The sequence below is a fragment of the Leisingera sp. CC-HEC093 genome (genome assembly GCF_059429195.1).
Genome location: NZ_JCAIJR010000001.1, coordinates 1,942,713 through 1,955,806, shown reverse-complemented (window position 1 = coordinate 1,955,806; position 13,094 = coordinate 1,942,713). Strand labels below are relative to the sequence as shown.

Sequence of the window (13,094 nt, the reverse complement as noted above, 5' to 3'; positions counted from 1 at the left end):
CCCGGTCATTTCCGCAACGATCAGGCAGAAAGCAGGAAGTCGCGGACGGGTGTCAGAGCAGCCGGGAGCTCTCTGCTGATCGCAGGTTTCACAATGTATCCTTCAACTCCAAAATTCCGCGCGGCGGCTTGGTCTTCTTCGCTTTCAGAGGTCGTAAAGGTAAACACGTGCATAGCCTCCATTGAAGCATCGTCCCGCATCTGTTCGAGCAGCTCAAACCCGCTCATTTTCGGCAGGTTGAGATCAAGCAGCAAAACGGTTCTGCGGATGGCTTCGCTGTCCATCCCGCGCAGAATTTCAAGTGCTTCGGCGCCATCAGGCGCGCGGGCCACCGGAATGTCTATGCCAAGCTTGCGGAACGTTCGCAGCACCGCCTCAGCATCCAAGTCGTGGTCCTCAACATGCAGGATTTGCAAGAACTCTTGTACAGTCATCTAAGCAGCCTTTTGAATGCTGGTTTCAGTCTGATGCCGGAGAGGCCAAAGGATTGTGAAGGTCGCTCCCAACCCTTCTTCGGAGGTCAGTTCCACGGTCCCGCCATAGCGCTCGACCGTTTTTTGAACGATCGCCAACCCGATACCGGTGCTGCCGTTGTCATCCTTTGCTTGCAGCGTCTGGAACATCTCAAAGACCTTCCTGTGGTACCGGGGAGCAATGCCTGGGCCGTTGTCTGAAACAGTGATCGTCAGCCAGCCGTCCCGCCCTTGGGCTGAAACTGTGATAAGTGCGCTCTCGGGCTGATGATGATACTTCACCGCATTGGACAACAGGTTTGATAGGACCTGTTCAAAGCCGGTCTCATCGGTTTCAATTTCCGGGAAGTTGCCAGACATGCGGGTTTGATCGGCGCGCAACCCTAGCTGCTGAAGCAGCTTGCCAACCAGTTCGCGCGTATCGACGAGCTTGACCGGTCTCTCTTCCAACTGCAGGGCGGAATATGAGAGGATGCCGGATATCAGCCCCTCCATCCGCTGAACCTGCTGTTCCAAACGGTCTAAGTGTGTCTCTACCTCCTCCGCACCGCCTGCAGCCTGGAGAACCGGCTCCAGATCCTCACGCAGATAGCCTGCCAGATAGGCGATACCGCGCAGAGGCGTTTTAAGATCATGCGAGGCGACGTAGGCGAAGCGTTCCAAATCTTCGTTGGATCTCTGGAGAGACAACGCCCGGCTGTTGGCCTCGGCCGACATCCGGCCTGCAAAGGCAATAGCGCGCCGGTTCGACCTGGTCAGTATAACGAACAGTCCAAAGAGCAGTGAGTCGATGACAAGACCACCTATCAGGATCAGCAGCGGCTCGCTGCTGCCGTTAAGAGCCCTGAACGACGGGCTTTCCCATATCTCGAACTCCCAGCGCCGGCCGTACATGCCCAGGCTGATGTTCTGGCGGAACTCGGCCTCTTCGTGCGGGTGGCTGCCATCGGCTTCGTCATACAGGATGTCCTGGCCATCGCGCACGGAAAACCGCACCATCCGGCTTTCCTTCTCCAGCACTCCATCAATCAGTTTTCTGAACACAAACGGGGCATAGACCAGGCCGCGGAATTGTTGCTGCCGTTCTTCCACACCCGTCAGATTTTCCTCGCCATAATAAGGCATGTAGAACAGAAAGCCCGGCGTTCTGTTTTCATCTTGCACCAGGGTGATAGGTCCCGTAATTTGCGCTATCCCGGTATCCCGTGCTTTCAATGCCGCAGTCAGACGGTTCTCCTCGTGAGCCATATCCAGGCCTATGGCAGCTGAATTGATACCAGCCGGCTCGATAAAAGTAATCGGCAAGTGCAGACTTGCTGAGTTCTGCGGATGGACCTTGAAATCCGGCCGCTCCTCCTGCTGGCGCGCGGCGAAGGCATCCAGTCTGCTTGGTTCAACAGGAAAAATAACACCGATGCCATTGATGCCGGGGTGGCGGCGTTCGATTTCCAGGCTGCGTGAGAACCGCGCCCATTGGGCAAGCGAGACTTCCCCGCCTGACGCATGAAACAAAGCTACTCCGCTTCGCAGCGCATCTTCATACTGCCCCATCCCTTCGCGGACCAGGCTGGTTAGCTGGGCCGCTGCACGCTGGAACCGCTCCTGGGTCCGGGTTTGAATCTCTGTCCGCGTGACATGCCAGGCCGTCACCGTCAGAAACAGCGACAACAAAACGATCAGCCAATGCACCCAATGCAGGTGGGACATCTTCGCCAAAGCTGCGCGCTCTCTTGCTAGACTTTTACCGCCGGGCATATTTGCGCCTCCGTGTATTTCACCCGCACCGAAAATTGAAGTCGCCATGCCCCTTATGATTTCAACACAAACCATTATTCGGCCAATTGAGATTAAATAACAATTTATGCGGGCAATAATACATCGCAAAATAGAAGCGGTTATGAGTAGCCCCACTTAAGTGGTCCGAATGGCCTTGTTGCACAAATCGGGGGCTGAACGCAGCTCCCCTTTCCCCGGATAGACTTATTCCACGGGTCGCGTAATAGGCATGCCAAGCGCCGTGTAGCCGTTCAGCACGGCGATACGAACCTGCAGCTCGGCGACCTGGCGCTCGAAGTCTCGGGCCATCAGGGATTGGCCGAGCAGCTTGATGCAGTTCATCTTGCTTTCGACACGGCTCCGACGGTGGTAGCCGCTCCACCGTCGCCAGATGGCGCGGCCCAAGTACTTCGAGGCTCGCAGCGCTTCGTTGCGGGCGACGGCGCCGGGACTCGTTGGTTTCCAGGGCTTTGCGTTCTTGCGTGGCGGTATGACAGCGGCGGCATTTCGGGCAGCGATTGCCTCGTGGCACGTTCGGGTATCGCAAGCACCGCCGGCGGTGACCGATGCGATGCCCTGATCCGCTTCGATCTGGTCCAGCAGTTCCGGGAGTATGGGCGCGTCACCGATATTGCTGCCGGTGATCTCCAGGGCTCTGACCTCCAGCGTTTCCTCGTCAATTCCCTTCTCGGGATCATGCTGTGCATGACCCTGACGGGCAAGGGATGTGTATCTTGCGCCATAGACGTTCGACACGTTTGTCATTCACCTGCCAGCCAGCGTCCCGCAGAGGCTCACGCTGATTTCGGAGGTGCGGCTGGTTCCGGACGCTGATGCGCCGGGCGGGCCATCAGGTTGAACTTGTTGGGGAACTGGCGGGGATCATGGCGTTGGATCAGCCTGAATCGAAGAAGCCCCCGCTTTTTGCAGGGGCTTGGTCGGAAACGCTGGTTGCGGGAGCAGGCAACCAACGCCTCTCACTTGTCGCAGATTACGACATCCCCTACCCACTAAACACCTGATATTATAAGGTTTTAAAGCACAAGATGGGGGTGTCTGGAATGCAGACATGTACCGAAATGATAGCGATCTAGCGGCAAAACCCGCCAAAGTAGCCAAAAAACGCGAAGCGCCGTTTTCTCTGCGTTTGACCTTTGAGGAACGAGCGCAGCTCGAAGAAGCGGCGAACGGCGTGCCTCTGGGTGCGTATATCAAGGCCGTTTTGTTCGACCAAGATCTCCAGAAGGTGCGCCGTAGGAATACCAACCCTATGGCAGATCATGAGGCTCTGGGGCGCGTTCTGGCGGCTTTGGGACAATCACACCTCTCCAGCAACCTCAACCAGCTCGCCCGCGCCGTAAATACGGGCACGCTGCCTGTTCACCCGGAAATCGAATCCGAACTGCGTGAGGCCTGCGCTGACATTGCCAAAATGCGCGCGGCGCTGATCGAAGCGCTTGGCCTCAATGGAGGCGTGTCATGATCCTCAAAGGCAATCAGCGGGCACATGGCAAGGAACTGGCGCGGCATTTACTGAATGCGCGCGACAATGACCATGTGGAACTGTTCGATCTGCGCGGCTTTGCCGCCGATGATCTGACGGGAGCGATGCAAGAATGTGAAGCGGTGGCGCGCGGTACGCGCTGCCAAAAGCACTTGTTCTCTCTCAGCCTCAACCCGCCGGAACATGAAGATGTGTCAGTGGAGGTATTCGAGACAGCCATTGCCCGCGCAGAAACCCGCCTTGGGCTGGAAAACCAGCCCCGTGCCATCGTCTTCCATGAAAAGGAAGGGCGCAGGCACTCCCATGCCGTCTGGTCGCGGATCGATGGGCAGCGGATGAAAGCGATTGAGCTTCCCTACTACAAGACCCGCCTGAAAGAAGTCTCACGGGATCTGTATCTGGAATATGGCTGGCGCATGCCGAACGGGTTCAAGGACAAGAAAAACCGGGATCCTCTATCCTTCACGCTAGCCGAATGGCAGCAAGCGGGACGCACCAAGCAAGACCCGAGAGAGGTTAAATCCCTGATCCGGGAATGCTGGAGCGGGTCGGATGATCGCAAGGCCTTTGAGGCGGCGCTCAAGGAGAATGGCTATTGGCTTGCCCGTGGTGACAAGCGCGGCTTTGTGGCGATGGATTGGCGCGGAGAGGTGTATTCGCTCGCCCGTTGCACAGGGGCAAAGACCAAAGAGCTCAAAACCCGTCTTGGTGATCCGAAAGAATTGCTGTCAACGGATATGGCGAAAGCGCATGTTGCGGCGCAGCTTACGCCCAAACTCAAGGTCTGGGCGAAGGAAGAGCGCGCCAGGGCCGAAAAAGCCAACCTCGCGGCCAAGTTCCAGCGCGATCAGATGGTGCAGCGCCAGCGTAAAATCCGCGATGATCTCAAACGCAAGCAGCAGGAACGCTGGCTTACTGAAGAAAAAGCGCGCGCGGCCAGAACGCCCACAGGCATTCGCGGGCTCTGGGCCTGTGACCTGCCCCCCGCAAAATCCCTCACCATGAAGTAGAGTCTGCCCAACCTATGTAGGAGCAGACGAATGCGTAAGAGCCGTTTCACTGAGGCGCAAATCATCGGGATGATCAAAGAGCAGGAAGCCGGGATGCCGACAGCGGAGGTGTGCCGTCGGCACGGCCTGAGCCCGGCGACCTTTTACAAACTGAAGTCCAAATATGGCGGCATGGAGGTGTCGGAGGCCGCGCGGCTGAAGGCCCTGGAAGATGAGAACGCCAAGCTGAAGCGGCTGCTGGCGGACACGATGCTCGACAACGTGGTTTTGAAAGACCTGCTGGGAAAAAGCTGACGACACCGAAAGAGCGGCGAGAGGCAGCGCTCAATGCAATGCGGGATCATGACATCTCGCAGCGCAGGGCCTGTCGGCTTGTCGGTGTCGACCCCAAGACGGTCCGGCGCGAACGCCCGCTCGACCATCCCGAGATCCGCCAGGAGATGAAGGAGATCGCTGGCAAACGCCGCCGGTTCGGCTACCGGCGGATCGGCGTGCTGCTTGAGCGAAAAGGCATGATCATGAACCACAAAAAACTCTACCGCCTCTACCGGGAAGAAGGCCTTGCGGTGAAACGGCGGCGGGGCCGCAAGCGTGCCCGGGGCTCGCGAACGCCGATGCCCGAAGCCACACAGCCCAACCAGCGCTGGTCCCTGGATTTCCTGGCAGACAGCTTCGGCGCGTCGCGGAAGTTCCGCATCCTGGCCGTAAACGATGACTGCTGCCGGGAAAACCTGTGCCTGGCCGCGGACACCAGCATTTCGGGTGAGCGCGTTGCCCGGGAGCTGGACGCGCTCGTCCGGATCTACGGAAAACCTGTTTGCGTTGTCAGTGATAACGGCACGGAATTCACCAGCCGGGCAATCCTGAGATGGGCCGACAGGAACGGCGTGGATTGGCATTACATCGATCCCGGAAAACCGCAGCAGAATGCCTTCATCGAGTCATTCAACGGAAGCCTGCGGGACGAGCTTCTCAATGAAGAGCTGTTCGATACCCTGGACGATGCCCGCCGCAAGCTGGCGCTGTGGCGCTACGATTACAACAACGTCAGGCCGCACTCTTCGTTGGGGAACAGAACGCCAAAGCAAGCGCGGCAGGCGCTTGAGCAATTTGAGGGCTCCGCGCCTGCCGCGCTTGCCAAGCCCGAAACCGACGACTACCAAAATCAAACCCGCAGACTCTCGTCATGAGCGAGGGACCCGCGGGGGGCAGGTCATCCCGAACACGAAGAAGGCCCCGGATGTCTTACCCGAAGCCTTTGATATGTCAGGTGAATTAGTGTTGGTTGCGGGAGCATGCAACCAGCGTTGCAGAACACAGATAAGTTGCCGAATTTAACTGTCGGAGGGATATTGTAAGTGCTCGCAGTTGCCCTGCGGCTGTGCAGCGCGCAAACTGCTGCCATAATTCTCCGCCTCTCGACTGTGGAGTTCGGGCGATGACAAATAGCCACCCTGAGCTATGTTATTTAGGTACGCGCAGGAACGAAAAGCGGGTATTTACTGAGACACAGCGCGGGGCGAATGTGTGGGACCGCGAAGACCATGCGCCATCAGAAATATCGTCCAGTTGTAAACCACTATGCTCTCTGGCTGGCCCGCGTTATAAGACTGACTAGTCGCTCGACATTTTCAGTTTCAGTCTGTGCGAATGGAATACTGACTAAATCAGCCATGAGCCCGACACCAACGCTGCTCGCGGAAACTAGAGGCAAAATCTTCACACCTCGATCCTTCGCAAGTTTTACCTCATGTTCGACGAAATCAGACGGTTTTTCAGATGCGATGAGGACAAAATAGTCAGCGTCCGAAATTCCGCGCTCAACCGCCTTTAGAATATCCCCACCCGATCCGATACGATCTACGTCGATCCAAACTTCCATACCGCCCTTGCGCAATGCAGCTGCCAAACTCTTTGCGAGATTGGCATCAGTACGAGCGTAGGAAACAAAGACTCGCTTAGTTCCCGTCAGGTTCTTGATGAACGAAGCAATATTCGAACTGAATGCGCCAGCAACAGTTGCCGCAATCACCGAGGCGATTGCGCCTACCGCAGCTGTACTTACCCCAAGTGATGCGAACAACGCCAATACTGCTGCAATAGCTGATACTAGTGCGACTACTACTGAAATTACGCCTAGGGTCATCGAAATCGTGGAAGCTCTTAGTTTCATGCAGCTGCTCCCACCATGACGAATATTAGAGCCAGAATCCCGGCACCTAGTGGCATAGCAATTCCGACTACCGGCTTCATTTCTGTCTCAGAAACCCACCCCCACTTACGCACAATGGTAGAAACGCTCCAAAGAGCCAAAATCATAGCCAGAACTACCCACCCAGATAGGTCAATCTTCGCTGAAAGCGATACAGCTGCGCTTTGGAGCTCAGTCGTCCTCGACTGATCAACCGACCCAGAGTTCAGAATCTCATTCAATCGCTCGTTAACTTTTGAGAGTTCGATAGCACGATCTGTCGTGACAACAACATACATCAGGCAAGCAGTAAGTATGAGCTCTAGCCCAATAAACATGTCCTCCTTTTGAAATTTCGCGTATTGGTCATTTCGAGTGACGTACTTCACGGCAACTCCAAGCGCTGCGCTAACCAAAGGAAACGCAACGTAGCGAAACCAAGTACTTGTAAGCACCTCTTCCATACGGGCATGTTCTTCGACAGCGCTTACAAAAACAAGTGGAATCCCATTCTTGCGGTAAGATCGCATTTAGTGTCCGTTTCCCGCTGCGTCAGACAGTCGGACTGGTCGAGAGCCTAATCCGGATGGCGGCGCTCGACTGGCCGGTACTGTTTTTTTCGTCGTTGCGTCGGCACAAACGCGCGGGCTATCTAGCAACCATCCTCGTCGATCACGGCAGTGAGTTCGCCTCGAAAGACACAATCCTCAGGGCTTAGAGTATGTTTGGTAAAACGAGCGTCGGCTCTGTACAGACCAACCACAACTTTCTCTAATCTAGCCCTGTACTTCCAAAGCCACCGTCATCTCGAGCTGTTGCCTTCATTTGCAGGGTCTCAATGAACTCGACCTTTGGAAGGGCTGCAAAAACAAGTTGGGCGACTCGATCACCATGAGAGATTTCAACCGGGTCGTTTCCAAAATTTGCCAGTAGAACAGACACTTCGCCTCGATAGTCACTGTCGATGGTACCTGGAGAGTTCAGCACAAATGCACCGAGATTCATGGAAAGACCTGAACGAGAACGAACTTGGCATTCAAATCCATTCGGAATTTCTAGAACAAGCCCCGTAGGAATCGCAGCGATCCCACCTGGTTTGATGAGAGTACCAGTACTTCTTTGTTCAGCCTTGAAGTTTGCCCTCACATCCCAACCAGCAGCTCCTTGGCTGCCACGGGTCGGTACACCCAGAGCTCGGTCGGAGCCTTCAGTGAATGCAAATCCAATCTTGATCATCTCAGCGAAGGCCCTTTGTATTCCGGTTTTGCCACGTGGATCATTGCTTGCTCCACATATGCCGATAGCTTGCCTTGCGTGGTGTAAGGTGCACCAGTTCCCGCATATATGTCTAGAAAGTTAGAAAAATCACTTTGGATAAACTCTACGAGTTGCCCAGTAAGGCACCGATCTTCAAAGGTAATTCCCAGCAAACAGTCGGAAAGAATTTCACGGCGTGTGGTTATCACCAAGTGACCCGGTTGCACTTTTCCGACCCTAGGTACAACAAGTGATCCCTTAGGCAAAAAACTCTGATTACGCGCATGTACAGACTCAGGCAGTTTATAGCGCTCAACGATTTTCGAGGTCCTTATGCTCGTCGTATGAATCCAACCATGCAATCCCTGTTGGATCTCTCGATCCCTACGTTTCACTGAGATTTGCCCGCGCAACACCTTGCATTTACTAATCGATTCCTGCTGGAAAGGCAGGCTAGAAACAGCTTGTTGCGTCCTCTTTTTGCGCCGGACACTTAGCATATAGGTTGAAACATCCAGTCCCGGGAACCTATCGTACTTAGGAGCCGAAATTACCTTACAGATGTGTGTTTCTCTCAGCTTTTGTCGAGAAACTGCATCACGGTCACTTCGGAGACTTGACGTCGGCATAATGGCAAGCAATTCCCCGTCTTGGTCAAGATATTCGAGTGCTGTAAAAAGAAATGCAAATGCAACACTACATCTTTGATTAGAGTATGAGCCTCTTGCAGTACGAAGCTGAGACCGATCGAAAGAGAACGGCGGATTTAGGAGAATTAGATCGAATTTCTTTGGAAACTGCCCTCCCAAACGTTGGTCGAAGGAGTGGTCTAGGAAGTCTGCTCGAAACCACGATGCGGACGGGACCGCTCCCACCACTTTAGGATCGACATCAACGCCAAAAAGGTTTGCGGAGGGCCACACTCGTTTTGCCGCTTCCAGCAAGCTGCCTTGACCAGCGCAGAAATCCACTATGGTCTTGGGGGCAGTAACGTTTGCTGCCAATATGAGTTTATCAGAAATTTCAGAAGGCGTGTACTCCAGCATCAATCTTAACAATCCCGTCCACCGAGAAAATCAGAGACTTTATACAGATGGCACTTCGCCATGCCTTTGGTTCTCCCTTTCCGCCTAACTGGATGATCATAAAGCAGCTCAACATTTGAGTTTGTCATTGCGAACATCATTGCACCTAGAGCATGTGGCTTCGTGCCGATTGTAGCAATTTGAAGGTGCTTTTCCGGCGAACTCCGCTTAATTCGCTCAAGATGCGAATATAAGGAAAATGGGCATGAAGCATCGACGTACCCCACTCGCTGCCAAGACCGAGTAACGCTTAACACTGTGGCGTTGCCCTCAAACGTATGAAATGGGTAATCAATCTCGAAACCCGGCACTCCGACTACCGGTGAAATGTCTCTCTCGCTAGGTTCGATACGTTCGACAAGATGCCTGAACCGAATACCTTCAAATCCCAATAGTGGAACCAGTGTGGATTCCTCCGCCCGCCTTGTAGCCAGGCGAGCAAAAGTTGGTATAGGCCTAAAGCCATGCGACCTTTCGCTCAAATCAAAGAACTCACCAGGTTTAGGGGTTGGGTTGTAAGTGTATGATTTCGGTTCAACATAGATACAGTTCGTATCTGAACCGCTCTCCACACAAACACGAACTATCGGCATCCAAACGTGATGAGGCAAACCTGTGATATCTATGTAAATAGCACTGGCGTTCAAAGAATGCACAAACTCAACCAGGTTGTTTTGGTTTCGCATGGAAATCCACCCTTCCCTGAATCTTGGAATATTGACGTTGTGCAGATCCTCCGACGGTAAGATTTCGTAAGTATTGTCATCCCCAAAGACTGTAAGCCAGTCTCTGTCAATTTCGCTTCTCTGTTCAAAAACGCCAAACAGCAGAACCGACCTATCGGTAACGTTAATACCGGTACGGTCATTAAAAATCTGGCGCAGGGGCAAACAGAGCCGCAAGTTATTTGAAGAACTCATCAAACATACTCATTTGAGAAGGCAGATCTGTTTCTGCAAGATGTTGTCGATTCTGGCCAAGCAGCTTTTTAATAGTTGATTGAGGTGATTTTGACATTGCAATCAAGTCAGCATCAGTAATTTCTGTTTTTCGCTTTCTCCGCGAACTGTAGTTGAAGTACGGAGAGAAGATCGGATGCGGTGAATAATCCCAGGCACGAGTATCTGTTTCAGCAGCCAGCTTTGTACCTGGGGATCTAATCAGAGCGAGATGCATGATTGCTTCTGTAAGCAATTTTGCGGCCTCCGTTTGCTGATCTCTGGAAGAAACTTCACCTGCGTCCTTTAGGAAAAATTGGTTCTTCTCGGGAGCGCCCCCCACGGGATTAGAGGCAAGTATCTGAAAAAACCTGCCGAACCCCAGAATAAGCTTGGAAAGGTGGCTACCACGAGCAGTAGCGCCTTCCAACTCCCTAAGGTAGTTTAGACCCACTCTCCTTGCTGCAAGAGTTTGATCCTTACAATCGATTGCACACCCAAGATCTTTTTCAGATGAAATTTGTTGAACAATACTTTCGTGAACGAGCTGCATGTAGAATCGAATATTTCTATTCGCAAGACGAGCAAAAGTTTCGTGCCCACAGTAGTGCTTTGTGATCGAAGTCCCTCTATCGGCAATTGAAAAAAGCAATGCATGCGAGTGGTTATGATATCGCTCGACCGCTTTCTTCTGCTTGTTCGCATAAGCTTTTAGTTCAGCTATTGTAGGTTCAAGCTCTCCTTTATTCAGCTCATTGAACACGTAGAGAACAAAATCATGCTGAGAACAGACTGCCGAGGAAGCGGCAGGGTGTTTTTTAAGATCAGCTCGAAGCTGGGAAACCCTTTTCGACACTCCCAGTCTCTCGGCTTCTTCGAGTGTAGTTAAAGTTGGAAGTAGGGAGTCCAAATTAAGATAGTTACCAACAGATGCCTGGTTGCTCTTCAGTCGAGATTCACATACCGTTCGCGCAAAATTAGCGAAATCACCTTTAAGCCGTTCTTCAATGTGGATCAATTCATAATCCGCAGGACTTATAAGAGATTCATTTTCATTAAGGGTGGTATGGATCCTCCAACCCAACTCTCGGACGCCGATTTTAAAGTAGCAATTATCACCGCTATGCTTGATCAGCGTGTTTACTATCATTTGCTGGTAATCCAGCAAGTTTTCATACTCATCGAGGACAATGTGGAATCCGACATCGTCGTGGCCAGGGAGCTTTTTCAGAAGCTTTAAAAATTGAGTTATGGGAGACTGGAGCTGAGAAACCTTAGGGCGAGAGCCACCTAGGTTGTTGATATAAATTTCCAGCTGCGCAGAAGCCTCCGACATTCCCTCCAAGAGCTCCTGCACAGTCTCTGTCCTTTCAATACCCAAGGCAATACCAATTGCTCGAAAGGAAATACCTACAGACTCAACACCATTCTTCTCACAGTACCACTGCACATATTTTGCAAATTCTTCACATATCGTAAGATTCAGAAAGTGTCCAAATAGACGACGCCACTCTTCATTACTAAGCTCGGGGCCTTCAAATGCGGTTACAATATTTGTGTTTACACGGTAGTAAATACCCACGTGGCTAGGCGATTTCCAATCTTGTCGCCCCAAGGCACTTTGGCCTTGGTAAGAAAGACAACGCAAGACAGTTGTTTTCCCTGAGCCACGCCCCCCCATGAGCACGCAAGACTTATTTCCAAGCAAATGGGCAAAATATGCCGGCTCACTGAAAAGCTTGAAAATGTCGTCCCTCAGCCATTCAGCTCTAAAGCTGCCAAATAAATCGTGGATCACATTTGTATCAGTCATGGTCTGGCCTCAATATGAGCGGCTTCCAGTTATTTCTTTGTGAGAAAAATATTGGAAGACTTGCATCTGGAATTCCGTGATTAAAGGCAAGCACCAAGCCCAAACAATGAAAACCACGCCAGTCGTCTTGTCCACCATTTTCCGCCGCATAGCCTGCACGCGCAGACACATCCTTAATTACCTTGATAGCAGTTGCAGCGTCTACACCTTCCCAAATCCGAGAGCTAGGTAGAATAGCGTTGCTTTCCGCTGTGAGTTGGTGCGCTGGTCGCAATGCAACTCTCGGCGCGTTCTGCTCAACAGCTTCACGTGCCTTAGCGGTCGCAATGCAGCAGCAGTAAGCAAATGATAGATCCGGTACATTTACAAGATCGCTGAACGACAAAGCGGCACCATTAACCGTGTGCTTGGCATGCCAGGTCTCAATAAATTGATTGCCGCTCCCGGTGAAGTCATCCACGAAAACGAAGCGCTTGAACCGCGACACGTACGACAAAGCTGACGCAGGCCAAAATATTTGTTCTTCCGGTATGCCAAGCTTATCGCGCAGTTTCCGTGCAAAAATATGCCCACTGTCCGTCGGACTTGGGTTTTCACCCTCGCAGATTACAAATGCGGTTTCCTGAATATAGTCGAACACTCCCCTATTTTTCGGCTGGCTATCTTCTGAATACGCGGAAAAACAATTCTGCACTGAAGACCTAAGCAAAGCATCAGTCATCTGCTCATTAAAATAGGTGAAGTTTGTAAGCAGGCGTTCAGCGACCCACTTTTCTTTATCTCGAAAATTTGACAGCCAACCATCAGAGTCCAATTCAGAGAAGAGTGGCCAAACTGAGAATTCACGGAAGTAGCGCTCTTTCTCAGAAAGTCTACTACTCTCAAAATCTATTTGCATGCCTTGGCGGTCCAAAATATATTAACTAGTCGGGTTTGATCATATCAGTGCGTAGAGGAGAAACTACTCAAAACTTGTCCTTCTCAGTAAACGAAAGGCTTCCCTGGAGTTCTGAGGCGAGGCTTTCGTGTGGCTGTGAAGGGCTGTAT

General features: G+C 52.4%; 12 protein-coding genes and 2 pseudogenes. 4 read left to right on the top strand and 10 right to left on the bottom strand.

The annotated features are described in order from the left end of the window. Positions 1–20: 20 nt before the first annotated feature. The 3 genes and pseudogenes from AC5STB_RS09455 to AC5STB_RS09445 all read right to left on the bottom strand — a co-directional run. Complete coding sequence (locus tag AC5STB_RS09455; protein WP_495442668.1) at positions 21–434, bottom strand: response regulator; 414 nt, start codon at positions 432–434, stop codon at positions 21–23. Then, on the bottom strand, positions 435–2,276 hold the full coding sequence (locus tag AC5STB_RS09450; RefSeq protein ID WP_495442667.1) for a CHASE domain-containing protein: 1,842 nt from the start codon (positions 2,274–2,276) through the stop codon (positions 435–437). It abuts the gene before it with no gap. Between the two features lie 177 nt (positions 2,277–2,453). Next, positions 2,454–2,933: pseudogene (locus AC5STB_RS09445) on the bottom strand (IS5 family transposase); the annotation flags it as partial. 385 nt (positions 2,934–3,318) lie between these two features. On the opposite strand from AC5STB_RS09445, the gene AC5STB_RS09440 reads away from it, so the two are divergent. From AC5STB_RS09440 to AC5STB_RS09430, 3 genes are all read left to right on the top strand, one after another. Then, complete coding sequence (locus tag AC5STB_RS09440; RefSeq protein ID WP_495442666.1) at positions 3,319–3,732, top strand: hypothetical protein; 414 nt, start codon at positions 3,319–3,321, stop codon at positions 3,730–3,732. Continuing rightward, positions 3,729–4,763, top strand: coding sequence for a relaxase/mobilization nuclease domain-containing protein (locus AC5STB_RS09435; RefSeq protein WP_495442665.1), 1,035 nt, complete (start codon positions 3,729–3,731; stop codon positions 4,761–4,763). The genes AC5STB_RS09440 and AC5STB_RS09435 overlap by 4 nt, the downstream gene beginning before the upstream one ends. A 30-nt stretch (positions 4,764–4,793) precedes the next feature. Next, positions 4,794–5,953 (top strand): IS3 family transposase gene (locus AC5STB_RS09430; RefSeq protein WP_495441156.1). Its coding sequence is split into 2 segments (ribosomal slippage): positions 4,794–5,052 and positions 5,052–5,953, totalling 1,161 coding nucleotides; the frame shifts between segments, so codons are not numbered across the junction. Between the two features lie 389 nt (positions 5,954–6,342). Here AC5STB_RS09430 and AC5STB_RS09425 read toward each other — a convergent pair. Together AC5STB_RS09425 and AC5STB_RS09420 are read right to left on the bottom strand one after the other, a co-directional pair. After that, on the bottom strand, positions 6,343–6,936 hold the full coding sequence (locus AC5STB_RS09425) for a toll/interleukin-1 receptor domain-containing protein (RefSeq protein WP_495442664.1): 594 nt from the start codon (positions 6,934–6,936) through the stop codon (positions 6,343–6,345). Beyond that, complete coding sequence (locus AC5STB_RS09420; RefSeq protein ID WP_495444639.1) at positions 6,933–7,484, bottom strand: hypothetical protein; 552 nt, start codon at positions 7,482–7,484, stop codon at positions 6,933–6,935. Before AC5STB_RS09420 ends, AC5STB_RS09425 begins: the two co-directional genes overlap by 4 nt. 14 nt (positions 7,485–7,498) lie before the next feature. Here AC5STB_RS09420 and AC5STB_RS09415 point away from each other — a divergent pair. Continuing rightward, positions 7,499–7,597, top strand: a pseudogene (locus AC5STB_RS09415) (transposase); the annotation flags it as partial. A gap of 128 nt (positions 7,598–7,725) precedes the next feature. Here AC5STB_RS09415 and dut read toward each other — a convergent pair. The 5 genes from dut to AC5STB_RS09390 are packed head-to-tail and all read right to left on the bottom strand — an operon-like array spanning position 7,726 to position 12,945. Continuing rightward, positions 7,726–8,190 carry a dUTP diphosphatase gene (gene dut / locus AC5STB_RS09410; RefSeq protein ID WP_495442663.1) on the bottom strand — a complete coding sequence of 155 codons (465 nt, stop codon included), beginning with the start codon at positions 8,188–8,190 and terminating at the stop codon, positions 7,726–7,728. Continuing rightward, positions 8,187–9,257 carry a methyltransferase gene (locus AC5STB_RS09405; RefSeq protein ID WP_495442662.1) on the bottom strand — a complete coding sequence of 357 codons (1,071 nt, stop codon included), beginning with the start codon at positions 9,255–9,257 and terminating at the stop codon, positions 8,187–8,189. Before AC5STB_RS09405 ends, dut begins: the two co-directional genes overlap by 4 nt. A 5-nt stretch (positions 9,258–9,262) precedes the next feature. After that, entirely contained in the window at positions 9,263–10,216 is a 954-nt protein-coding gene (locus AC5STB_RS09400) for a hypothetical protein (RefSeq protein ID WP_495442661.1), read from the bottom strand. Then, a complete protein-coding gene (locus AC5STB_RS09395; RefSeq protein ID WP_495442660.1) occupies positions 10,200–12,047 on the bottom strand; it encodes an ORC-CDC6 family AAA ATPase in 1,848 nt (615 codons plus the stop codon). The genes AC5STB_RS09400 and AC5STB_RS09395 overlap by 17 nt, the downstream gene beginning before the upstream one ends. Continuing rightward, positions 12,040–12,945: a phosphoribosyltransferase-like protein gene (locus AC5STB_RS09390; protein WP_495442659.1), complete on the bottom strand. Its 906-nt coding sequence runs from the start codon at positions 12,943–12,945 to the stop codon at positions 12,040–12,042. The genes AC5STB_RS09395 and AC5STB_RS09390 overlap by 8 nt, the downstream gene beginning before the upstream one ends. Positions 12,946–13,094: the final 149 nt, after the last annotated feature.